Annotated in this window: 21 protein-coding genes and 3 tRNA genes; 17 read left to right on the plus strand and 7 right to left on the minus strand. The window is 72.2% G+C overall.

Annotated elements, in window-relative coordinates:
• The first annotated feature begins 166 nt into the window (after positions 1-166).
• Genes ABD419_RS07935 through ABD419_RS07945 form a run of 3 tightly spaced genes read left to right on the plus strand, consistent with a single transcriptional unit; the run spans position 167 to position 2,786 of the window.
• Positions 167-1,561, plus strand: a complete 1,395-nt coding sequence (locus ABD419_RS07935) for a penicillin-binding transpeptidase domain-containing protein (protein WP_344484154.1) — start codon at positions 167-169, stop codon at positions 1,559-1,561.
• A 37-nt stretch (positions 1,562-1,598) separates the two neighbouring features.
• On the plus strand, positions 1,599-2,300 hold the full coding sequence (locus tag ABD419_RS07940; protein ID WP_344484157.1) for a phosphatase PAP2 family protein: 702 nt from the start codon (positions 1,599-1,601) through the stop codon (positions 2,298-2,300).
• Between the two features lie 33 nt (positions 2,301-2,333).
• Positions 2,334-2,786, plus strand: a complete 453-nt coding sequence (locus ABD419_RS07945) for a DUF4190 domain-containing protein (RefSeq protein WP_344484160.1) — start codon at positions 2,334-2,336, stop codon at positions 2,784-2,786.
• On the opposite strand, the gene ABD419_RS07950 is transcribed toward ABD419_RS07945, so the two are convergent.
• On the minus strand, positions 2,764-3,171 hold the full coding sequence (locus ABD419_RS07950; protein WP_344484163.1) for a YrdB family protein: 408 nt from the start codon (positions 3,169-3,171) through the stop codon (positions 2,764-2,766). The genes ABD419_RS07945 and ABD419_RS07950 overlap by 23 nt on opposite strands.
• 115 nt (positions 3,172-3,286) lie before the next feature.
• Between ABD419_RS07950 and ABD419_RS07955 the strand changes: the two genes are divergently transcribed.
• The 10 genes from ABD419_RS07955 (at position 3,287) to argH (ending at position 13,795) form a co-directional block, all read left to right on the plus strand.
• The gene (locus ABD419_RS07955) at positions 3,287-4,474 is read left to right on the plus strand and encodes a sensor histidine kinase (protein WP_344484165.1); all 1,188 of its coding nucleotides are present in this window, start codon (positions 3,287-3,289) and stop codon (positions 4,472-4,474) included.
• A gap of 55 nt (positions 4,475-4,529) precedes the next feature.
• On the plus strand, positions 4,530-5,171 hold the full coding sequence (locus tag ABD419_RS07960; RefSeq protein ID WP_344484167.1) for a response regulator: 642 nt from the start codon (positions 4,530-4,532) through the stop codon (positions 5,169-5,171).
• Between the two features lie 250 nt (positions 5,172-5,421).
• The gene (gene argC, locus ABD419_RS07965) at positions 5,422-6,435 is read left to right on the plus strand and encodes an N-acetyl-gamma-glutamyl-phosphate reductase (RefSeq protein ID WP_344484169.1); all 1,014 of its coding nucleotides are present in this window, start codon (positions 5,422-5,424) and stop codon (positions 6,433-6,435) included.
• Positions 6,432-7,586: a bifunctional glutamate N-acetyltransferase/amino-acid acetyltransferase ArgJ gene (gene argJ, locus ABD419_RS07970; protein WP_344484171.1), complete on the plus strand. Its 1,155-nt coding sequence runs from the start codon at positions 6,432-6,434 to the stop codon at positions 7,584-7,586. The genes argC and argJ overlap by 4 nt, the downstream gene beginning before the upstream one ends.
• Complete coding sequence (gene argB, locus ABD419_RS07975; RefSeq protein ID WP_344484175.1) at positions 7,583-8,485, plus strand: acetylglutamate kinase; 903 nt, start codon at positions 7,583-7,585, stop codon at positions 8,483-8,485. The genes argJ and argB overlap by 4 nt, the downstream gene beginning before the upstream one ends.
• Positions 8,482-9,684, plus strand: coding sequence for an acetylornithine transaminase (locus ABD419_RS07980; protein ID WP_344484178.1), 1,203 nt, complete (start codon positions 8,482-8,484; stop codon positions 9,682-9,684). The genes argB and ABD419_RS07980 overlap by 4 nt, the downstream gene beginning before the upstream one ends.
• Complete coding sequence (gene argF / locus ABD419_RS07985) at positions 9,681-10,598, plus strand: ornithine carbamoyltransferase (RefSeq protein WP_344484181.1); 918 nt, start codon at positions 9,681-9,683, stop codon at positions 10,596-10,598. Before ABD419_RS07980 ends, argF begins: the two co-directional genes overlap by 4 nt.
• Before the next feature lie 52 nt (positions 10,599-10,650).
• Positions 10,651-11,193, plus strand: coding sequence for an arginine repressor (locus tag ABD419_RS07990; protein ID WP_344484183.1), 543 nt, complete (start codon positions 10,651-10,653; stop codon positions 11,191-11,193).
• Positions 11,190-12,401, plus strand: coding sequence for an argininosuccinate synthase (locus ABD419_RS07995; protein WP_344484185.1), 1,212 nt, complete (start codon positions 11,190-11,192; stop codon positions 12,399-12,401). The genes ABD419_RS07990 and ABD419_RS07995 overlap by 4 nt, the downstream gene beginning before the upstream one ends.
• Entirely contained in the window at positions 12,401-13,795 is a 1,395-nt protein-coding gene (argH, locus tag ABD419_RS08000) for an argininosuccinate lyase (protein WP_344484187.1), read from the plus strand. The genes ABD419_RS07995 and argH overlap by 1 nt, the downstream gene beginning before the upstream one ends.
• 49 nt (positions 13,796-13,844) lie before the next feature.
• Here the strand turns inward: argH and ABD419_RS08005 are convergent, their stop codons facing one another.
• The 6 genes from ABD419_RS08005 to ABD419_RS08030 all read right to left on the minus strand — a co-directional run bounded on the left by ABD419_RS08005 (position 13,845) and on the right by ABD419_RS08030 (position 21,558).
• Positions 13,845-14,330, minus strand: a complete 486-nt coding sequence (locus ABD419_RS08005; RefSeq protein ID WP_344484189.1) for a hypothetical protein — start codon at positions 14,328-14,330, stop codon at positions 13,845-13,847.
• A gap of 63 nt (positions 14,331-14,393) precedes the next feature.
• The gene (locus tag ABD419_RS08010; protein ID WP_344485342.1) at positions 14,394-14,975 is read right to left on the minus strand and encodes an HdeD family acid-resistance protein; all 582 of its coding nucleotides are present in this window, start codon (positions 14,973-14,975) and stop codon (positions 14,394-14,396) included.
• A 161-nt stretch (positions 14,976-15,136) separates the two neighbouring features.
• Complete coding sequence (locus ABD419_RS08015; RefSeq protein ID WP_344484191.1) at positions 15,137-17,251, minus strand: MMPL family transporter; 2,115 nt, start codon at positions 17,249-17,251, stop codon at positions 15,137-15,139.
• Between the two features lie 107 nt (positions 17,252-17,358).
• The gene (locus ABD419_RS08020; RefSeq protein ID WP_344484193.1) at positions 17,359-18,030 is read right to left on the minus strand and encodes a response regulator transcription factor; all 672 of its coding nucleotides are present in this window, start codon (positions 18,028-18,030) and stop codon (positions 17,359-17,361) included.
• Positions 18,027-19,166: a sensor histidine kinase gene (locus tag ABD419_RS08025; RefSeq protein WP_344484195.1), complete on the minus strand. Its 1,140-nt coding sequence runs from the start codon at positions 19,164-19,166 to the stop codon at positions 18,027-18,029. Before ABD419_RS08025 ends, ABD419_RS08020 begins: the two co-directional genes overlap by 4 nt.
• 49 nt (positions 19,167-19,215) lie before the next feature.
• On the minus strand, positions 19,216-21,558 hold the full coding sequence (locus ABD419_RS08030) for a Tex family protein (RefSeq protein ID WP_344484197.1): 2,343 nt from the start codon (positions 21,556-21,558) through the stop codon (positions 19,216-19,218).
• A 132-nt stretch (positions 21,559-21,690) separates the two neighbouring features.
• Here ABD419_RS08030 and ABD419_RS08035 point away from each other — a divergent pair.
• From ABD419_RS08035 to ABD419_RS08050, 4 genes are all read left to right on the plus strand, one after another.
• A tRNA-Gly gene (locus ABD419_RS08035) sits at positions 21,691-21,763 on the plus strand.
• 24 nt (positions 21,764-21,787) lie between these two features.
• Positions 21,788-21,859 (plus strand) — tRNA-Val (locus ABD419_RS08040).
• Positions 21,860-21,908: 49 nt separating this feature from the next.
• Positions 21,909-21,982, plus strand: a tRNA-Cys gene (locus ABD419_RS08045).
• A gap of 432 nt (positions 21,983-22,414) precedes the next feature.
• A complete protein-coding gene (locus ABD419_RS08050; RefSeq protein ID WP_344484199.1) occupies positions 22,415-23,062 on the plus strand; it encodes a DUF624 domain-containing protein in 648 nt (215 codons plus the stop codon).
• The last annotated feature ends 54 nt before the right edge of the window (positions 23,063-23,116 follow it).

Consider the following 23,116-nt stretch of genomic DNA (forward strand, 5'->3'; position numbering starts at 1 on the left):
CGCGCCTTTTAAGGTACGTGGTGTGAATAACGGGAACCCCTCTCGCGTTGGCAGGCGTCTGAGGCGGACCGGCTCGGAAGGCGGACCGCCGGGGAGCCACCGTGCCGGGCTCGCGTACAGCGGCGCCCGCCGGGCGGCCTCGTCGATCCCGGAGCGCCTGCGCGACATGCGGTTCACCAGGATGCACCTCGCCGTCGGCGGCGCGGTCGCCCTCGTGCTCGCCATCGGCGTCTCCATCGTCCTCGGCAACCTCCCCGACGACGGGTCCGACGGGGGACCCGCGGACGCCGCGCTCCTCTACGACGACGGCCGCGCCCTCCCCGCGGACTTCCCCGACACGCACGGCCCGCTCGCCGAGCGCGTCTACGCCGAACTCGAAGCCCGCTACGGCATCACCCCCGACCAGCTCTACGACGAGGACGACCGCCCCGACGGCTACCGCGTCGTCCTCACCCTCGACAAGGCCCTCCAGGACGCCGCCGAGGAGACCACCGGGGAAGCCGGCGTCGTCGCCGTCGAACCCGGCTCCGGCGCGGTCCTGTGCTACGCCGGGACCGACCCCGACACCGGCGAGGACCTCGTCGGCTCGCTGCACCCGCCGTCCTCGGTGTTCGACATGATCACCGCCGCCACCGCCCTCGAAGCGGGCGCCTCCATCGAGTCCTGGTGGGCCGACGAGCAGACCGACGTCACCCTCGCGCAGGCCGTCAGCGAGGGCCGCTCCGGCGCGATGGACACCGTCGCGGGCGAATACGGCGTCGAGACCGTCCTCGCCACCGCGAACGGCATGGGCCTCACCGCGATCGCCGACGCCGACGGGACCGTGCGAGACCTCGCCGCGGGCGACTACGACGGGCTCGCCGCCGCCGACCTCGGCACCTACCCCGTGTCCGTGGTCGACATGGCGAGCGTCTACGCGACCATCGCCGCGGGCGGCGCGTACGCCGAGACCCACTTCGTCGGCGCCGTCCTCGACTCCGGCGACCGCGAGATCGAGGCGCAGCAGGGCGTGCGCACCGAGCAGGCCCTCGCCGAGACCACCGCCCAGGACCTCCAGTACCTCGGCCTCGGCGAGAGCGAGGCCATCGAGGACCGCGACTTCTTCGGCGTCGCCGCCGACTACCACGGCCAGACCACCGAGTCCTGGTTCGTCGGGGCGATCCCGCAGCTCAGCGTCGCCGCCTGGGCCAACGGCGCCGCCGCGAACGACGGCGGCGTCGCCCTGTGGCGCACCGTCATCGACACCGCCATCGAGGAGCACGGCTACGAGGCCGAGTCGCTCCCCGGCGCGTCCGGAGCCGGCGAGGACCTCACCGAGGGGCTCGGCGACGACGGCTCGGTCGACCCCGCCGGCGAGTACTGCCAGGCGAACCCCGGCGACGCCGCGTGCGCCGCCTCCGCCTCCCCGAGCGAGTCCGAGGAGGAGCCCTCCAGCGAACCCGAGGAGACCAGCGCCGAACCGGAACCCGAACCGACCACATCGGAGCCCGAGGAGCCCGAGCCGACCACGTCCGAGCCCGAGGAGACCACCAGCGAGTGCACCAGCTGGCCCTTCTGCTGAACGGGCCCGAGGACCGGTCTGGACTACGATGCAGCGCATGACTCCCAACGGCTTCCCGAAGTCCCGCTTGGCACTGGCACTGGCGGTCCTGGTCCCGCTGGGAGTCCTCGGCGACGCGCTCTGGATCCGCCTCGCCCCCGGCAGCCCGCCCTGGCAGGGCCTCGACGACTCCTGGAACGACCTCGTCGGCGGCCCCGCCGACGGCCTGCGCTGGCAGCTCGCCCAGCTCCTCAACCGCCTCGGCGGGGAACCCGGCCTGGCGCTCCTCGCCATCGCCGTGGTCGCCCTGCTCATCGCGCGGCGCTGGCGCTCGGCGGTGTTCGCGTGCGCGGCCGTCGCCGCGACCTCGATCGCGGTCGACCTCGTCAAGCGCGTCGGCGAGCGCCCGCGGCCCCTGGACGTCATGGTGGACACCGGGTCCTGGGCGTTCCCCTCCGGGCACGCGGCCCGGATGGCGGTGTTCGTCGTCATCGTCGCGGTCGTGTGGATCCCGGCCCGGCACCTGCGCGCCTGGTGGCCCGTGGCGGTGTTCCTGACGGTGCTGATGATGGGCGCGCGCACCTGGCAGCACGCCCACTGGCTCACCGACACCGTCGGCGGCGCCGCGGTCGGCTGGGCCGTCGCCGCGCTCGTCTGGCGGGCCTGCACCCCGCTGCTCGACCGCGAACGGGCCCTGCGGGAGGCCGTCGACGCGCCTCCCGCCGAGGAGCCCGGGGCGGGCGGGGAGCGCTTAAGCTGAGGTCGTGCCAGGAACGACCGAGAGGTGCCCGTGATGTCAACGCCCGATCCCTACAACGCGGAGCCGCAGCAGCCGCAGTACCCCGCCGCGCAGCAGCCGCCGGCGTACGCGCCCTACGGCGCCTACCCGCCGCCCCCGCCCTACGGCTACCCGTACGCGCCGCCGCCCCCGATGAACGGCATGTCGATCGCCGCGCTGGTCCTCGGCATCGTGGGCGCGTGCAACCCCCTCGGGGTCCTCGGGCTCATCTTCGGCATGATCGCGAAGCGCCAGATCGCCGAGCGCGGCGAGAGCGGCAGCGGGTTCGCCACGGCCGGGATCGTGCTCGGCTGGATCGGCGTCGCCTCGATCGTCTTCTGGATCCTGTACGTGATCTTCTGGGTCACCACGGTCGGCGCGGTCTTCAGCGAGATCGAGGACTGGCCCACCGAGGACCCGTCCTCATGGGACTACAGCGTCGTGCTCACGCTTTTCGGGGCCGCCTGAAGTAGGTGACCGCGGCGGTGTTCGCCGCCGCGAGTACCGCGAAGGCGATCGCCGCGGCCGGCAGGCCGAGGCCCCACAGCGCCAGCGCCCCCGCTCCGAACGCGACGGCCTTGACCGCCACCGTCCCGGCCGTCGGCAGCGGCACGCGGGCCTTCGGCGCGGCGAACGCGCCCCACAGGGCGATGAGCGCGCCGACGGCGGCGACGGCGATGAGCACCCGCGTCCACAGCGGGTGGTCGAGCGCGAGCGCCCACCAGGCGACGAAGACGAAGAGGGCGAGCTCGAGCACGAGCGCGAGGAACGAGTTGGCCATCACGAGGTTGCGGAGCACCCCGCTGTACCGTTCCCACTCGGGACGGAACTGGGGAGGATTCACCTGGGTCACCCGAACATGATGAACCTTCCGGGTCCGGTGGGGCGCGCTGGGTGCGACCAAAGTCGGAGGCCGGTTCCACTCCTGGACTGAGGCCGCGGGCCCGCGGGCGTGATGGGATGGGGGCATGACCAGTCCGCCCGGCCTCCTGCGACGCGTGCGCAGAGGCGACCTCATCGCCGCCGCGGTCCTGTTCGCCGTCGGTGCGGTCCTGATCGGACTCGGCAGCTTCGAGCCGTACATGCGCGACCTGCCGATCGGCTACCGGTACCTTCCGTTCGGGCTCGCCTGCCTCGGCGTGGTCGTCCGCCGGGCCTCCCCGAGCCTGAGCCTCGCGCTCGGCACGGTCGGGTTCTCCACGGAGATCGCCATCGGGGTCTCGTTCGCCACGATCTGCGTGTACACCGACAACCTGTACGCGTACGCGCGGTACGGGCCGCGCCGCGGCGTCCGCGTCCTCGCCCCGGCCATCGTCGCCGGCGTGCTCGCCCTCGGCGGCCTCACCTATCTCGAAGGCGCCGACACCGTCTCGGTCGTGACCACGCTCGCGATCCTCGCGGTCGTGCTGCTCTCGCCGATCGCCACCGGCGTCATCGTGCGGCAGGCCCACGACCGCGCCGAGCTCGAACGCGAGCGGGCCGAGCAGGCGGTGCGCCTCGCCGACGTGCGCCGCCGCGAGGCGGTCCTCCGCGAGCGCACCGTGATGGCCCGCGAGCTGCACGACACGGTCGCGAACTCCCTCTCGGCGATCGCCCTCCAGTCGACGGCCCTCCAGTCCCGCCGGGACCTCGACCCCGAGACCGTGCGCACGTCCATCGCCGCGATCCGCGCCTCCAGCGTCGACGGGCTCGCCGAGCTGCGCCGCATCATCGGCATCCTCCGGGCGGGGGACGAGGGGGAGGAGCTGGCGTCGTTCCGGATCGACCAGATCCCCGAGCTCGCCGAGCGGATGCGCGCGGTCGGCCTCCAGGTCGACTTCCGCGTCGAGGGCGAGCAGCGGGACCTGCCCGGCGAGGTCGAGCTGACCGCGTACCGGGTCGTGCAGGAGGCGCTCACGAACGCCCTCAAGCACGGCTGCGACGCCGAGGCCACCGTGGCGTTCGCCCCCGGGGAGCTCGTCGTCACCGTCGTGAACGCCTTGGGGCGCAAGGAGGACACCGTCCCGGGCGCCGGTTCGGGCCTGGTCGGGATGACCGAGCGCGTCCGGATCCTGGGCGGTACGGTGCACGCCGGGCCCGACGGCGGGAAGTGGGCGGTCCGCGCCCGCATCCCGACCGGAGCTGCCGACGCCGCCCGGCCCCCGGAGCCGGAGTGAGAGCCGGGCTCCGCCCCCGCCGCCGCAGTTTTTCACTCGATCGGAGTACACGCCCATGACCACTGTCCTGCTGGCCGACGACCACGCGGCGGTCCGCGCCGGGCTGCGGATGCTGCTCGACAGCGCCGACGACATCGAGGTGGTCGGCGAGGCCGCCGACGGCGTCGAGGCCGTCGCGCTCGCGAGGGAGCTGCGCCCCGACGTGGTCGTCATGGACGTGCGGATGCCCCGCAAGGACGGCATCGCCGCGGCCGCCGAGCTGCGCGGCACCGCCGACGTCCTCGTCCTCACCTCCTACGGCGACGACGCGAACGTCTTCGACGCGCTGCGCGCCGGCGCGAGCGGGTACCTGCTCAAGGACGCCGACGCCGAGACCCTCGTGGAGGCGGTGCGCACGATCGCGCGCGGCGACGGCCTCATCTCGCCGGCCGTCACCCGCGGCCTCATCGCCGAGTTCGCGCGCTCGCGCCCGGCGTACGCGCCGATCGAGGTCGACGGCGCGGGCGTGGCGAGCCTGACCCCGCGCGAGACCGAGGTGCTCGCGCTCATCGGCGAGGGCATGTCGAACGCGGAGATCGCCGCCGAGCTGGGCATGGCCGAGGCCACGGTGAAGTCCCACGTCACGCGGGTGCTGGCGAAGCTGGGCCTGGCGAGCCGCGTCCAGGCCGCCATCTATGCACGCGAGCAGGCCCGTTGAGAGCGGGGCGGGGCGATGGCGGCCGACGGCCGTATGATGCGCGCGAGCAGGCCCGCTGAGAGCGGGGCGGGGCCATGGCGGCCGACGGTCGAACGGCACGCGAGCAGGCCCGCTGAGGAGGCGCCGCCGGCGCGGTCCGGCGGCCGCGAACAGGGCGACGGTCACATCCCACCACGCGGAATACCTCTGTCCGATTCCGTCTGAATGCTGATACAGTTCTCTGCATAGTCATTCAAGACGGAGGTTTCCAGTGACGTTCAAGGTCGCCGTGGCGGGAGCCAGCGGCTACGCGGGAGGCGAGGTGCTCCGGCTGCTGGCCGACCACCCGCAGCTCGACGTCGTCGCCGCGGGCGCGCACAGCAACGCCGGTGAGTACATCACCGCAGTCCACCCCCACCTCTCCGCGTACGGCGACCGACGTTTCACCCCGACCACCCCGGAGGCCTTCAACGAGGCCGACCTGGTGATCATGACCCTCCCGCACGGCCAGTCCGCCGCGCTCGCCGCCCAGCTGCCCGCCGGGCAGAAGATCGTCGACCTCGGCGCCGACCACCGGCTCGAAGACGCCGCCGCCTGGGAGTCCTACTACTCCGGCCCCCACGCCGGCGCCTGGACCTACGGCCTCCCCGAGCTCCCCGGCCAGCGCGAGCGGATCGCCGCCGCCGACCGGGTCGCCGCGACCGGCTGCTACGCCGTCGCCACCATCCTCGCGCTGCGGCCGCTCCTGGACGCCGGGATCGCCTCGCCCGAGGACGTCGTCGTCGTGGCCGCCTCCGGCACCTCCGGCGCCGGCAACGCCCCCAAGAAGAGCCTCCTCGCCTCCGAGGTCTCCGGCTCGATCAGCGCCTACAAGGTCGGCGCGCACCAGCACGTCCCCGAGATCAAGCAGGCCAGCGGCGCCGCCTCGGTCTCCATGACCCCGCTGCTCGCGCCGATGCCCCGCGGCATCCTCTCCACCGTGACCGCCAAGCCCGTCGCCGAGGCCACCGCCGCCGACGTGCGGGCCGCCCTCGCCAAGGCCTACGACGGCGAGCACTTCGTGCACGTCCTGCGCGAGGGCCAGTGGCCCGCGACCGCCTCGGTCTTCGGCACCAACGCCGTCCAGCTCCAGGGCACGGTCGACAAGGACTCCGGCCGGATCATCGTCACCGCCGCGATCGACAACCTCGGCAAGGGCGCGGCCGCGCAGGTCGTCCAGTGCGCCAACCTCATGCTCGGCCTCCCCGAGGCCGCCGGCCTCACCGTGAACGGAGTCGCGCCGTGACCGTCACGAGTGCCAAAGGCTTCCAGGCCTCCGGCGTCACCGCCGGGCTCAAGGCCTCCGGCAAGCCCGACATGGCCCTGGTCGTCAACGACGGCCCGCTCCAGGTCGCCGCGGGCCGGTTCACCGGCAACCGCGTCAAGGCCGCCCCGGTCAAGTGGTCCCAGCAGGTCCTCACCACCGGCGCGCTCAAGGCCGTCGTCCTCAACTCCGGCGGCGCGAACGCCTGCACCGGACCCGAGGGCTTCCAGGACACGCACGCCACCGCCGAGAAGACCGCCGAGGCCCTCGGCTGCGGCGCCGTCGAGATCGCGGTCTGCTCGACCGGGCTCATCGGCGAGCGGCTCCCCATGGACAAGCTCCTGCCCGGCGTCGAGGCCGCCGCGAAGGCCCTCGCCGCCGACGGCGGGCCCGAGGCCGCCACCGCGATCATGACCACCGACACCGTCGCCAAGAACGCCGCCGTCACCAGCCCCGCGGGCTGGACCGTCGGCGGCATCGCCAAGGGCGCGGGCATGCTCGCCCCCGGCCTGGCGACGATGCTCGTCGTCCTCACCACCGACGCGGTCGTCGACGCCCCGCTCGCCGACGCCGCGCTCGGCACCGCCTGCCGGTACTCCTTCGACCGGCTCGACTCCGACGGCTCGATGTCGACCAACGACACCGTGCTCCTGCTCGCCTCCGGCGCCTCCGGCGTCGAGGCCGCCGCCGACGAGTTCATCACCGCGCTCACCACCCTGTGCAAGGACCTCGCGCACCAGCTCCTCTCAGACGCCGAGGGCTCCACGAAGGACGTCGCGATCACCGTCTCGGGCGCCGAGACCGAGGACGACGCCGTCGAGGTCGCCCGGATCGTCGCCCGCGACAGCCTCGTCAAGACCGCCCTGTTCGGCTCCGACCCCAACTGGGGCCGCATCCTCGCCGCCGTCGGCACCGCCAAGGCGCCCTTCGACGCCGACGCGGTCGACGTCGCCGTCAACGGCGTGTGGATCTGCAAGGCCGGCGCCGCCGGGGAGCCGCGCGACCTCGTCGACCTCACCGGCCGCGACGTCGCCATCGACATCGAGCTCCACCAGGGCGCGGCCGCGGCCACGATCTGGACCAACGACCTGTCCCACGACTACGTCCACGAGAACTCGGCGTACTCCACATGACTGACATCAGCACCCTCGCCCCGCACCTCCAGGCGGCCCTCGGCAAGGCCGAGACGCTCATCGAGGCGCTGCCGTGGCTCCAGCGGTTCACCGGCTCCATCGTGGTCGTCAAGTACGGCGGCAACGCCATGATCAACCCCGAGCTCCAGGCCGCGTTCGCCGCGGACATGGTGTTCCTGCACTACGTCGGCATCAAGCCCGTCGTCGTGCACGGCGGCGGCCCCCAGATCTCCGCGATGCTGAAGAAGCTCGACATCGCCTCCGAGTTCAAGGGCGGCCTGCGCGTCACCACCCCCGAGGCCGCCGACGTGGTCCGGATGGTCCTGGTCGGCCAGGTCGGCCGGGAACTGGTGGGCCTCATCAACAACCACGGCCCGTTCGCGGTCGGCATGTCCGGCGAGGACGCGCAGCTGTTCACCGCCAAGCGCCGCTGGGCCGACGTCGACGGCGAGCAGGTCGACGTGGGCCGGGTCGGCGACGTCGCCTCGGTCAACACCGCCGCGGTCGACGACCTCATCGCCGCCGGGCGCATCCCCGTGGTCTCCACGGTCGCCCTCGACCACGACGGCATCCTCTACAACCTCAACGCCGACACCGCCGCGGCCGCGCTGGCCGAGGCGCTCGGCGCGCAGAAGCTCATCGTCCTCACCGACGTCGAGGGCCTCTACGAGAACTGGCCGGACCAGGACTCGCTGCTGCGGCAGATCTCCACCGACCACCTCGCGCACCTCCTCCCCTCCCTCCAGGCCGGCATGGTCCCGAAGATGGAGGCGTGCCTGCGCGCGGTCAAGGGCGGCGTCCCGCAGGCGCACGTCATCGACGGCCGCGTCCCCCACTCCACCCTGCTGGAGATCTTCACGACCGACGGCGTCGGCACCATGGTCCAGGAGACGACATGACCTACTCGGAGCAGATCAAGACCCGGTACACCAAGGCGCTCATGGGGAACTACGGGCTCCCGCCCGTCGCCATCCGCGAGGGCTCCGGCTCGAACGTGACCGACGTCGACGGCGCGACCTACCTCGACATGATCGGCGGCATCGCCGTCTCCAGCCTCGGCCACAACCACCCCGCGCTCGTCGAGGCCGTCGGCGGCCAGGCCGCCCGGCTCGCGCACACCTCGAACCTCTTCCTCCACGAGAAGGAGGTCGAACTCGCCGAGAAGCTCCTCGACCTGTGGGGCAACCCCGGCCGGGTGTTCCTGTGCAACTCCGGGACCGAGGCCAACGAGGCCGCGCTCAAGCTCGCGATCCTCCACGGCGCCGCCACCGGCAAGACCCGGATCGTCGCCACCGAGCACGGCTTCCACGGCCGGACCCTCGGCGCGCTCTCCATCACCGGGAAGGCCGCGATCCGCGAGCCGTTCGCGCCCTACGGCCGCGACGTCGTCTTCGTGCCCTACGGCGACATCGACGCCCTCAAGGCCGCCGTCAACGACACCGTCGCCGCCGTGTTCTTCGAGCCCACCCAGGGCGAGACCGGCGTCGTCCCCGCCCCCGCCGGCTACCTCAAGGCCGCGCGCGAGCTCACCGCCGCGAACGGCGCGCTCCTCGTCCTCGACGAGATCCAGTCCGGCTTCGGCCGCACCGGCGCCTGGTTCGCCCACCACGCCGAAGGCATCGTCCCCGACGCCGTCACCCTCGCCAAGGGACTCGGCGGCGGCGTGCCCATCGGCGCGGTCCTCGCCACCGAGGCCGCCGCGGCCCTGTTCACCAAGGGCGTCCACGGCTCCACCTTCGGCGGCAACCCGATCGCGTGCGCGGCGTCCCTCGCCGTGATCGACACGATCGAGCGCGACCACCTCTTCGACAACGTCCTCGCCCTCGGCGCGCACCTCGAGACGCGGCTCCTCGCCGACCCCCGGATCACCGAGATCCGCGGCCAGGCCCTGTGGCGGGGCATCGCCCTCGCCGAACCCGTCGCCGCCGAGACGGTCGAGCACCTCATCGGCCTCGGCGTCCTCGCCAACGCGCCCCGGGCCGACACGATCCGGATCGCACCCCCGCTCACCATCACCCGGACCGAGATCGACGCCTTCTGCGACAAGCTCATCGCATCCCTCGACACCGTTCTGCCCGCACCCGGAGGCCGACCGTGAAGCACTTCCTGAAAGACGACGACCTCACCCCCGCCCAGCAGGCGGAGGTCCTCGACCTCGCCGCCAAGCTCAAGGCCGACCGCTACGCCTACCCGGCGCTCGCGGGCCCCAAGTCCGTCGCCGTGATCTTCGAGAAGCCCTCCACCCGGACCCGGCTCTCCTTCGACGTCGGCATCGCCGAACTCGGCGGCCACTCCGTCGTCATCGACGCGCAGTCCACCCAGCTCGGCCGCGGCGAGACCGTCGCCGACACCGCGCGGGTCCTCTCCCGGTACGTCAGCGCCATCGTGATCCGCACCTTCGGCGACGACCGGATCGCCGAGCTCGCCGAGCACGCCACCGTCCCCGTCGTCAACGCGCTCACCGACGGCTGGCACCCCTGCCAGCTCCTCGCCGACCTCCAGACCATCGCCGAGCACAAGCCGCTCAAGGGCACCAGCATCGCCTACCTCGGCGACGCCGCGTTCAACATGGGCAACTCCACGGTCATCGCCTCCTCCCTCGCCGGCATGCACGTGCGCATCGGCGCCCCCGCCGGCTACCAGCCCGCCGACGAGGTCCTGGAGCGCGCCGCCCGGATCAACGCCGCCACCGGCGGCTCGGTCACCGTCACCGCCGACCCGGTCGAAGCGGTCGCCGGCGCCGACGTCGTCTCCACCGACGCGTGGGTCTCGATGGGCATGGCCGACAGCGCCCAGCGCTTCGGCGACCTGCACGCCTACCAGCTCAACGCCGGCCTCCTCGCGCACGCCGCCGACGACGCGATCGTCCTCCACTGCCTCCCCGCCCACCGCGGCGAGGAGATCACCGACGACGTCATCGACGGCCCCCACTCGCGAGTGTTCGACCAGGCCGAGAACCGGCTCCACGCCCAGAAGGCCCTCCTGGCCTGGCTGCTCAAGGAGTCCGCGTGAGCCCGCACCCGCCGCTCGCTTCGCTCGCCTCCCCGAACCGGAGTGGACGCTGATGAACCAACCAACCACCAAGGCCGCGCGGCAGGCGCGCATCGTCGAGCTGATCTCGACCCGCGCCATCCGCTCCCAGACCGAGCTCGCCGCGCTCCTCGCCGCCGACGGGATCGAGGCCACCCAGGCCACGCTCTCCCGCGACCTCGAAGAGCTCGGCGCCGTCAAGGTCCGCGGCACCGACGGCGGCTCCGCCGTCTACTCGATCTTCGCGGAAGGCGAACGCCCCCTGCGCGACGCCGAGGCCGCCCCCGACCGCCTCCAGCGGCTCCTGCGCGAACTCCTCGTCGGCGCCGACCACTCGGCGAACATGGCCGTCCTGCGCGTGCCGCCCGGCGCGGCCCAGTACCTCGCCAGCGCCATCGACCGCTCCGGCCTCGCCGACGTCATCGGCACCATCGCCGGCGACGACACGATCGCCGTCATCGCCCGCGACGGCGTCCTCGGGACCCAGATCGCGGACCAATTTCTCACCTGGGCCGGCAAAGCGCCAGACCCCTTCCACGCCATCACCATTGAGGAAATGAAGGAGAACCAGAAATGACCGAGAAGGTAGTGCTCGCCTACTCCGGCGGCCTCGACACGTCCGTCGCGATCCCGTACCTGGCAGAGCAGCTCGACGCCGAAGTGATCGCCGTGGCCATCGACGTCGGCCAGAACGGCGAGGACATGGAGGTCATCAAGCAGCGGGCCCTCGGGTGCGGCGCCGTCGCCGCCGAGATCATCGACGCCCGCGAGGAGTTCGCCGCCGACTACTGCTTCCCCGCGGTGGCCGCGAACGCCCTCTACATGGACCGCTACCCGCTCGTCTCCGCGCTCTCCCGGCCGCTCATCGTGAAGCACCTCGTGGCCGCCGCCGAGAAGCACGGCGCCACGATCGTCTCCCACGGCTGCACCGGCAAGGGCAACGACCAGGTCCGGTTCGAGGCCGGCCTCGCCGCCCTCGCCCCGCACCTCAAGGTCGTCGCCCCCGCCCGCGACTTCGCCTGGACCCGCGACAAGGCCATCGCGTTCGCCGAGGAGAAGCACCTCCCGATCGACGTGACCAAGAAGTCCCCGTACTCGATCGACCAGAACCTGTGGGGCCGCGCCGTCGAGACCGGCTTCCTCGAGGACATCTGGAACGGCCCCATCGAGGACATCTACGACTACACGCAGAACCCGGCCGAGGAGCGCGAGCCCGACGAGGTCGTCATCACCTTCGTGTCCGGCAGGCCCGTCGCCCTCGACGGCGTCGAGAAGTCCGCGTACGAGCTCGTCAAGGAGCTCAACGAGCGCGCCGGCGCCCAGGGCATCGGCCGGATCGACATGGTCGAGGACCGGCTCGTCGGCATCAAGTCCCGCGAGGTCTACGAGTCCCCGGCCGGCATCACCCTGATCGCCGCCCACATGGAGCTCGAGAACGTCACCATCGAGCGCGAGCAGGCCCGGTTCAAGCGGACCGTCGACCAGCGCTGGGGCGAGCTCGTCTACGACGGCCTCTGGTTCTCCCCGCTCAAGCAGAGCCTGGAGACGTTCGTGAACGACGTCCAGACCTACGTCACCGGCGAGGTCCGGGTGACCCTCCACGCGGGCAAGGCCACCGTCACCGGCCGGCGCTCCGAGACCAGCCTCTACGACTTCGACCTCGCCACCTACGACGAGGGCGACGCGTTCGACCAGTCCAACGCGCGCGGCTTCGTCGAGCTGTGGAGCCTCCCGGCCAAGCTCGCCGCCGCCCGGAACGAGCGGATCAAGAACGAGGCCGAGTAATGGCGAAACTGTGGGGAGGCCGCTTCACGGGCGGCCCCGCCGCCGCCCTCGAGGCGCTCAACGCCTCGATCGGCTTCGACTGGCGGCTCGCGCCGTACGACCTCAAGGCGTCCAAAGCCCATGCGCGCGTGCTCAACCGCGCCGGGCTGCTGACCGCCGACGAGCTCGAGCGGATGCTGTCCGCGCTCGACGCGCTCGGTGAGGACGTCGCGAGCGGCGCCTTCACCGGCACGATCAGCGACGAGGACGTCCACACCGCGCTCGAACGCGGCCTCGTGGAGCGCCTCGGCGACCTCGGCGGCAAGCTCCGCGCCGGCCGCAGCCGCAACGACCAGATCGCCACCGACCTGCGCCTGTACTGCCGCGACCACGCCCGGGGCCTCGCCGCCGACGTGACCGCGCTCGTCGACGCGCTGGCCGACCAGGCCGAGTCCCTCGTGGACGCTCCGGCGCCCGGCATGACGCACCTGCAGCACGCGCAGCCGGTGACCTTGGGCCACCAGCTCCTCGCGCACGCGCAGGGCCTCCTGCGGGACCTGGACCGCCTGCGGGACTGGGACAAGCGCGCCGCGGTGTCGCCCCTGGGGGCCGGCGCGCTCTCGGGCTCGTCGCTGCCGCTCGACCCGGTCGCCGTCGCCGAGGAGCTCGGCTTCGACGCGCCCGCGGCGAACTCGATGGACGCCGTCTCCGACCGCGACTTCGCGGCCGAGCTCCTGTTCGTGTGCTCGATGATCGGCGTCCACCTCTCCCGCCTGGGGGAGGAGGTCATCCTCTGGTCGAGCCAGGAGTTCGGCTGGGTGACGCTCGACGACGCGTTCTCGACCGGCTCGTCGATCATGCCGCAGAAGAAGAACCCGGACGTGGCCGAGCTGGCGCGCGGCAAGTCGGGCCGCCTGGTCGGCAACCTGACCGCGCTCCTGGTGACGCTCAAGGGCCTGCCGTTCACGTACAACAAGGACCTCCAGGAGGACAAGGAGCCGGTCTTCGACTCCCTGGACAACCTGGCGCTGCTGCTGCCCGCGGTGACCGGCATGGTCGCCACGATGCGGTTCGACACCGAGGTCCCGCGCGCGTCGGCGCCGAAGGGCTTCAGCCTCGCGACCGAGATCGCGGACTGGCTGGTGCGCCAGGGCATCCCGTTCCGCTCAGCCCACGAGATCGCCGGCGCATGCGTGGCCCACTGCGAGTCCCGCGGCATCGAGCTGCACGAGATCGACGACGCCGACCTGGCGTCGATCTCCCCGCACCTCGACCCGTCGGTCAAGGCCGTCCTGGACGTCGACGGCGCCCTCGCGGGCCGCACGACCCCGGGATCGACCGGCCCGAAGGCCGTCGCGGACCAGCTCGCCCGGGTCCGCGACCTGACCGCGTCCTGGCGCGCCTGGTCCGAATAGGCACGAGACGAAGGCGGCCCGCGCGATGCGCGGGCCGCCTCCGTCGTGCTCAGGCGGGCACGATGATGTCGCTCTCGCCGCAGATGAACGATCCGGGGTCGCCGCCGACGACGCAGATGTCGACGATGACCACGACGACGTCCGATCCGTACAGCCCGTAGATCGCGGCGGTGTACTCCTCGGACCCGTTCGCGAGCGGCAGCGGGACGTAGGCGTCGCCGACGACCATGCCGGAGCCGTCCAGGGCGACGAACTCGATCCGGCGGTCGAAGGGCTCCACGTCGAGGCAGTCGCCTCCGTCGTCGTACCGGTCGGCCCGGCCCTCGAGGATGACCACGGGCATCCCCGGGTACGACAGGTCCGCGTTGCCCGTCGTCTCGAAGACGGTGCAGCCGTCCTCGCCGACCGTCGAGACGAAGTAGTCGCCCGGGGCGGCGCCGGCCGGGGTCGCGGTGGCGACGATCGCGGCGAGTGCGATGAGCACGGCGAAGGCGGCCCGCAGGGCCGCCTTCGCCGTGGTGTGCAGTGGATTCACGAGAGCAGCTCCAGGTGGGTATTGGCGCGCCCCACCCGCGCTCCGTTGCTCGATCTCAGTCCACTATGCGTGGTTCAGGTCTGAATTGTCAACGCTGCGTGCGCGGTCGGCGTCGACCTCCTTGGACAGGCGCCGCAGCCGCACGCTCGTGATGACCGTGAGCAGGCCCCAGATGATCGCGAAGAACCCGATGGTCACCACCAGCGCGATGGCGCCCTCGCCGGGCTTGGCGAGCAGCAGGATGCCCAGGACGACCCCGGCGAGGCCGGAGAGGATGAACAGCCAGCGCCCGCCCGCGTCGCCGGTGAGGCCGAAGCCGCTCACAATCGAGCCGATGCCGGTGACGATGGCCCAGAACGCGATCACGTACAGCAGCGCGAGCGCCGAGATCCCGGGCCAGATGAGCGCGATGAGGCCGGCGACGACGCCGAGGACGCCCATGAAGATGAGGAATCCGCGCCCCGTGGACCGCCGGAGGCCCATCGCGATCGCGGTGATGCCGTCGACCACCGCGTACGCGCCGAACAGGATCACCATCGCGATGAGCGTGATCCCGGGCCAGAAGACCGCCAGGACGCCGAACACGATCGTGAAGATGCCGCGCACCAGCACCCACGCCCAGTTCTTGGCGAGCAGTTCCAGCATCGCACTCACCCCGTTCCACCTGTGAAAACGTCTCGATTCCCGACGCTAGCCCGATTCGGGACGCCCGGTGCGGCTTCTGCGGAAACGGGGCGCGCGGTCCCACGCGCTCAGACGGGCGCGGGGCCCCGGCGCGATGCGCCGGGACCCCGCGGTCTCCCGGTTCAGACTCGGGCCGGCTCGGGGGCCGGTTCGGGTTCGACGGTGACGTGGGGGAGGGCGCGGTCGAGCCAGCGGGGCATCCACCAGGCGGCGCGGCCCATGACCTTCATGATCGCGGGGACCAGGAGGACGCGGATGACGAAGGCGTCGATGAAGATCGCCGCGGCCATGCCGACGCCGAACTGCTGGAGGAGGCGCGACTCGCTGAAGACGAACGCGCCGAACACGGCGATCATGATCGCGGCCGCGGCGGTCACCACGCCGCCGGTGGACGCGAGGCCCCTGCGGACGGACTCGGCGGCGTCGCCGGTGCGGACCCACTCCTCTCTCATGCGGGACATGAGGAACACCTCGTAGTCCATCGAGAGCCCGAAGATGATCGCGAAGCTCATGACGGGCACGAACGCCTCGATCGGTCCCGGCTCGGCACCGAGGGCGCCGTCCTGGAACATCCACGTGACGAGGCCGAGGCTCGCGCCGATGGTGAGGAGGTTGAGGATCGCGGCCTTGACGGGGATGAGGATCGAGCGGAAGACGACCATGAGCAGGAGCATCGACAGGCCCACGACGAGGATTAGGAACAGCGGGGCCCGCTGCTCGATGATGTCGCTGAAGTCGATCGCGGCGGCGGTCGCGCCGCCGACGAGCTGGTCGCCCGCGGCGTCGTCGAGGACGTCGCCGCGCAGTTGGTGCACGAGATCCACGGTGGCCTCGTCGCTGGGGCCGGCGGTGCCGATCACCGTGGACATCCACAGGTCCTCGCCGATCGGGGCCGCGGGGGAGACGAACTCGACGGCCTCCAGGCCGTCGATCGCCGTGTAGGCGTCCTGCGCCTCGGCCTCGGTGCCGTCGGTGACGACCAGGAGCGGGCCGTTGAAGCCCGCGCCGAAGCCGTCGGAGAGCAGGTCGTACGCCCGGCGGCTCTGGAGCTCCTCGGACTCGGTGCCAGCGTCGGCGAATCCGAGCCGGATGCCCGTCAGCGGCGCGGCGAGGGCGACCAGGCCGACGGTGACGAGCACGATCGCGAGCCACGCCTGCTTCTCGACCAGGCGCGACCACGCGTTCCATCGGCGCCCGGGCACGCCCTTGGCCTTCGCCGCGTGCGTGCGCACGCGCCGCTCGATCCGCTTGCCGAACAGCGCGAGGAGCGCGGGCAGGAGCGTCACCGACGCGGCCATGGTCACCAGGACCACGAGCGCGACGGCGATCGAGACCGATTGCAGCGCCCCGAGTCCGAGCGCGTACAGGCCGACGAGCGCGACGATGACCACCGACCCGGCGAACAGGACGGACCGGCCGGCGGTGTCGAGGGCGGTCGCGGCGGCGTCGCGGCGGGACGCGCCGCCGAGGAGCTCGGAGCGGAACCGCGCGAAGATCAGCAGCGCGTAGTCGACGCCGACGCCCAGGCCCACCAGGAACAGGATCGGCGTCAGGTACGTCGGCAGGGTCGTCACGTGGGAGACGAGCTGCGCCAGGCAGAACGTCGTCCCCACCGCGAACACGGCGGTGATGAGCGGCAGGCTCGCGGCCAGGAACGACCCGAACATGAGCACCAGGATCACCAGGGCCGCGAGGATGCCGACGCCTTCGGCGGCGCCGCCGCCGCCGCCCTCCTCGGCCTCGCGGACCGGGTCGCCGCCGAGCGCGACCTCCAGGCCGTCCCCGGCCGCGTCCTCGGCCAGCGGCAGCAGCTCGGCGGCCTCGGCGGTCGTGCCGTCGAACACGGCGGTCGCGTACCCGACGGTGCCGTCGTCGCTGATCGCGCCGGGCTCGGTGAACGGGTCGGAGACGTCGCCGACGCCGGGCATCGCGTCGATCTCGTCGAGGAGCGCGGTGACGCGGTCCTGCTCGGCGGTCACCGAGTCGGCGGCGAACACCACCTGGACGGTGAGCCGGTCGGCGTCGGGCGCGCGGTCGGCGAGGAGGTCGGTGAGCTCCTGCGACTCGGTCCCGGGCATCGAGTAGTCGTCGTCGAACGCGGCGCCGATCGCGGCGGCGGCGCCGATCGACGCGCCGAACACGAGGACCCACGTCAGAAGGGCGATGAGGGGCCGGCGCTGCGTCCAGTCTGACAGGCGGGCCATCCGCGAGCGGGCGAGGGCGAGGTCTGGTTCCATGCCGCGACTCTCCCGCGGCGCGGGCTCCAGGCGCATCGGCCCGGCAGGGGCATTCGCGCTACTCCCGCGGGATCACGGCCCGATGCGGCCGTACGCCCCCGGTAGCATCACTGCCCGTCGGTCCATGTGGGACGGACGAGTCCCGCCTCGTACGCGGTCACCACCAGCTGCGCCCGGTCGCGCGCGGCCAGCTTCGACATGATGCGGCTGACGTGCGTCTTCGCGGTCGCGGGGGACAGGAACAGCGTCCCGGCGATCTCGTCGTTGCTCATGCCGGTGGCGACGAGCTTGAGGACCTCCGTCTCCCGCTCGGTCAGCGCGCCCAGCCGCGAACTCGGCTCGGGCCGCGCGACGCGCCCCGCGAACTCGGCGATGAGCCGCCGCGTGACCTTCGGCGAGATGAGCGCCTCGCCGGCCGCGACCACCCGGATCGCGTGGATGAGCTCGTCGGGGTCGGTGTCCTTGACGAGGAACCCGCTCGCGCCCGCGCGCAGCGCCCGGTACACGTAGTCGTCCTCGTCGAACGTCGTCAGGATGACCACCTTGACGCCGTCGAGCTTCGGGTCGCGCCCGATCCGCTCGGTCGCCTCCAGGCCGTCCATGCGCGGCATCCGGATGTCCATGAGCACCACGTCGGGGCGCTTGCTGCGCACCAGCTCCAGGGCCTCGGCCCCGTCGCCGGCCTCGCCGACCAGCTCGAAGTCCTCCTCGTCGCCGAGGATCGACGCGAACCCGGCCCGCACCAGCCGCTGGTCGTCGACGAGCATCACCCGGATCACTTCGGCACCTCCAACGGCCACGCGGCCTCGACGGCGAAGCCGCCGTCCTCGCGCGGCCCCGCGTTGAAGGTACCGCCGAGCCCTTCCGCCCGTTCGCGCATCCCCGTCAGGCCGTTCCCGGCGAGGTTGGCGCCCTTGGCATCGCCTTTGCCGTCGTCGACGACCGCGAGCGCCAGCGTCGACGTCCCGATGACCACCGTCACATGCACGCGCGAGGCCCGCGCGTGCCGCAGCACGTTCGTCAGGGCCTCCTGCACCACCCGGTACGCGGCCGCGTCCACGGCCGCCGGCGGCTCCGTGCTCCCGTCGACCCGCAGCTCCACCTCCAGCCCCGACGCCCGCGCGGCGTCAGCGAGGGACGGCAGCTGGTCCAGGCTCGGCCCCGGCCCGGTCGGCGGGTCCTCGCCGGCCTCGCGCAGCACCCCGACCATCGCGCGCAGCTCCCGCAGCGACAGCCGGGTGGTCTCCGCGACGATCTCCAGGACCTCCTCGGTCCGGTACGCGGGGTCCTTGCGCAGCTTCCGGAGCGCGGCCGCGGTCTGCACGTTGATGAGCGAGAGGTGGTGCCCGACCGCGTCGTGCAGGTCCCGCGCGATCCTGATCCGCTCCTCGGCGACGCTGCGCCGCCGCGTCTCCTCCAGCGCCACCAGCGTCTCGGCCCGGTACCGCCGGTGGTGCGCGACGACCGCCCCGATCGCGGGGACGGCGACGATCCACCCGCCGAGCATGAGCGTCTCGCTCTGCGTCATGTGCGCGAAGTTCGCGATCACCTCGGAGACCACGATGATCACGAACGTGCTCGCCGCGATCACCGACGCCGCGACCAGCCTCCCAAGCGCCGCGAGCGTGTACAGCGAGATCACGAACGCCGACAGCATCGGCCCGTCGGTCGACGACGCCGGGTAGTACACGAGCGTCGCCGCGAGGATGACCAGCGTGACCGCCAGCGGGAACGCGGAGCGGAAGAACAGCACCACGACCGAGACCGCCATCATGATCCAGCCCAGGTCCTCGTTGAGCCCCTGCGTGTCCTCGACGCGCAGCTCCCACTGCACGAGCGACCACGAGATGACCACGACCGCGTTGACCGACCCCACGAGGAGGTCCATCGGCCGGAACAGGGAACTGAGCTTCACGCCCCCAGCGTAGGCGGCGCGCCCGGTGCGGGCCGGGCGCGCCGCCGCCTCACTTCGTCAGGCCCGCGCGGCGCAGCGCCTCGGCCATCGCGCTCTGCGGCGCGGCCTGCTGCCCGCCGCGCTGGCGCGGCTGCTGGCGGCCGCCGCCCTTGCCGCCCTTGGCGTTCTGGCCGCCGCCCTGGCCTCCCTGCCCGCCCTGGCGGCCCCGGCCGCCGGACTCGGGCTCGTCCTCCAGGCGCATCGTCAGCGAGATCCGCTGCCGGGCCAGGTCCACGGACACGACCTTGACCTTGACGACGTCGCCGGGCTTGACGATCTCGCGCGGGTCCTCGACGTACCGGTTGGCGAGCGCCGAGATGTGCACGAGGCCGTCCTGGTGGACGCCGATGTCGACGAACGCGCCGAACGCGGCGACGTTCGTCACGGCCCCCTCCAGGAGCATCCCGGGCTTGAGGTCGGCGACCTTCTCGACGCCCTCCTTGAACGAGGCGGCCTTGAACTCCGGCCGCGGGTCGCGGCCGGGCTTCTCCAGCTCGGCGAGGATGTCCGTGACGGTGGGCACGCCGAAGCGCTCGTCGGCGAAGTCGGCGGCCTTGAGCCCCCGCAGCGCCTTCGCGTCGCCGACGATCCCGCTCATCGACGCGCCGGTCGCGGCGAGGATGCGCTCCACGACCGGGTACGCCTCGGGGTGGACCGCGGAGACGTCGAGCGGGTTGGCCCCGCCGGGGACCCGCAGGAAGCCGGCGGCCTGCTCGAACGCCTTGGGGCCCAGCCGGGGCACGCTCAGGAGCGCCTTGCGGTCGGGGAAGCGGCCGTGCTCGTCGCGGTAGGCCACGATGTTCGCGGCCACCGACTCGCTCAGGCCCGACACCTGCGACAGCAGCGGCACCGAGGCGGTGTTCAGGTCGACGCCGACGGCGTTCACGGCGTCCTCGACGACCGCTTCGAGCGAGCGCGTGAGCTTCGACTCGGTGAGGTCGTGCTGGTACTGGCCGACGCCGATGTGCTTGGGCTCGATCTTGACGAGCTCGGCGAGCGGGTCCTGGAGCCGGCGGGCGATAGAGACGGCGCCGCGCAGCGACACGTCCATGCCCGGGAGCTCCTTGGTGGCGTACGCGGACGCCGAGTAGATCGAGGCGCCCGCCTCGGAGACGACGATCTTGGAGATCTCCGCCACGCCCGCGAACGCCTTGACGAGGTCGACGGCGAGCCGGTCGGTCTCGCGGGAGGCGGTGCCGTTGCCGATGGCGATGAGCTGCACGCCGTGCTTCTTGACCAGGGCCCCGAGAACCGCGAGCGAGTCGTCCCAGCGGTTCTGCGGCTGGTGCGGGTAGATCGCGGTGGCGTCGAGGACCTTCCCGGTGGCGTCGACGACGGCGACCTTCACGCCGGTCCGGTAGCCCGGGTCGAGGCCCATGACGGCCTTCGGCCCGGCCGGGGCCGCGAGCAGGAGGTCCTTCAGGTTCGCGGCGAAGACCCGGACGGCCTCGTCCTCGGCCTGCTGCCACAGGCGCATCCGCAGGTCCACGCCGAGCTTGACGAGGATGCGGGTGCGCCAGGCCCAGGACACGGTCTTGGCGAGCCACGCGTCGGCGGGCCGGCCCTCGTCCCTGATCCCGAACTTCGCGGCGATGACGCCCTCGCAGTCGGCGCCCTCGACCTCGGACTCGCCCGGCTCCAGCGCCAGCGAGAGCGCCTCCTCCTTCTCGCCGCGGAAGAGCGCGAGCACCCGGTGCGAGGGGAGCGTGGTGAACGTCTCGGCGAACTCGAAGTAGTCGGAGAACTTCGCGCCCTTCTCCTCGGCCCCGTCGCGGACCTTGGAGACGACCCTTCCCTTGCGCCACATGCGTTCGCGCAGGTCGCCGATGAGGTCGGCGTCCTCGGAGAACCGCTCGGTGAGGATCGCGCGGGCCCCGGCGAGGGCGGCGGCCGCGTCGGCCACCTCCTGCTCGGGGTTGAGGAACGCCGCGGCAGCGGTCTCCGGGTCCTGTGAGGGATCACTCAGGAGCAGATCGGCGAGCGGCTCCAGGCCGGCCTCGCGGGCGATCTGGGCTTTCGTGCGGCGCTTGACCTTGAAGGGCGCGTAGAGGTCCTCCAGCCGGGCCTTGGTGTCGGCCGAGTCGATCTGCGCCGCCAGCGCCTCGGTGAGTTTCCCCTGCTCGGCGATCGATTCGAGCACCGCCTTGCGGCGGGCCTCCAGCTCCCGCAGGTACCCGAGGCGCTCCTCGAGCGAGCGGAGCTGCTCGTCGGAGAGGCCCCCGGTCGCCTCTTTGCGGTACCGGGCGATGAACGGAACGGTGGAGCCGTCGTCGAGAAGCGCGACGGCCGAGCGGACTTGGTGGGCGCCGACCGAGAGTTCTTCGGCGATGCGTTGATCGATAGCTTGAGCCACGGGAGGATTCTGCCAGAGCGCTGCGACAACGCGGTCCAAAGGCGGATGCCCCGACCCCCCGGTGGACGCTCTGTTCAGCGTTGGGTAAAGTTCTATCCCGTCGCCAGGGAATGCGAATTACCTGGAAGACATGCGGACGTAGCGCAGTTGGTAGCGCGACACCTTGCCAAGGTGTAGGTCGCCGGTTCGATCCCGGTCGTCCGCTCGGAGCTCGAAAGAGCGCTATCCCGGACGATTAGCTCAGCGGGAGAGCACTCCCCTGACACGGGAGAGGTCACTGGTTCAATCCCAGTATCGTCCACCGAAGCGAGAGAGCCCAGGTTTCATCCCCTGGGCTCTTTCTCCACCAAGGTGGGTTGTCCGAGTGGTTAGGTAACGGCCTGCAAAGCCGTGCACACGGGTTCGAATCCCGTACCCACCTCCATCGAAACGCATGAAACGAAGTCCGGGCGACCGGGCTTCTTTCACGTCCGCCTCCTTTCCCCGCATGACCGCGCCGGAGCGGCTCCCCGTTTTTGAACCGATTCAATCCCGTGCCCATCGGCGCCCCTCGATGCCGTTTCGGCCCTTTGGGGCGGTTGAGCTGCTCTCTCATTGGGCCGCAACGATACACATGAGTGTCCGTGATGGACTGGTGGCCGGCGGCGCTTGCGGGCCGCGTTCGGGTGATTACCTCCTGTCTTGCGGGTGTTGACGTCGGGACCTGCCGCGTGTTGACGCGAGGGTGATCGTTAACTATTGTGTCAATCACGTTTGAATCCTTTCAACTCTGTGTGAACCTGTCGCGGCCCTGACGCGGCACCCCTCCAGCGGCCCCCCGGGCCGGCCGAACGCATCGACGGAGATGTGGAGCACCATGACGACACTGGACACCCCTCGCGGTCCGGCGGCGCCCCAGCGGGACGGCTCGCGGACCGATCGCTGGCACGGCCGCCTCGACGCCATCGCGTTCGTCGGCCTGCTCAACCTCCTGGTGATCGCCTTCACGCTCGCGGGCGGGATCGTCCTCGGCTGGGCCCCGGCCCTGTCCGCGGCCGCTTCGTGCAGCCGCACCCGCCTGCGCGGCGACGCCCAGCGGACCGTGCGCGCCTTCGCCGCCGCCTGGCGGCGCCGCCTCGTCCACGCCAACCTCCTCGCGGCCCCCTCGGCGGCCGCGCTCGCCGTCCTCGGCTGGAACCTCGCGGCCGCCGAATCCCTCTGGCTTCGGGCCGCGCTCGCCGCCGCGGGCGCCCTGTGCCTGGCGCACCTGCTCCTGGCGGTGACGATGGACGCCCACTACGACCTGCCCCGCGGCCGGTGCATCCGCCTGTCGTGGGAGTTCGCGCTCCGGTTCCCGGGCGCGCCGCTGCTCCTCGCCGCCACCACCGCGCTGATCGCCGCGGTCACCGCGTTCGTCCCCGGGCTTCTGCCGGTGCTCTCGGTCGGCGTGTGGATCCACCTGTGCACCGCGCTGTGCCTCTCCTTCTACGCCGCGAACGACCGGAGCCTCCCGGGCGCGGCCTGACGCCTCCGCCGGCCGCGCCGGCGGGACAGCAAGCAGTCGAAATCCCCTTCCGAA

This window comes from Glycomyces endophyticus (assembly GCF_039531525.1).
Classification (GTDB): domain Bacteria; phylum Actinomycetota; class Actinomycetes; order Mycobacteriales; family Micromonosporaceae; genus Glycomyces; species Glycomyces endophyticus.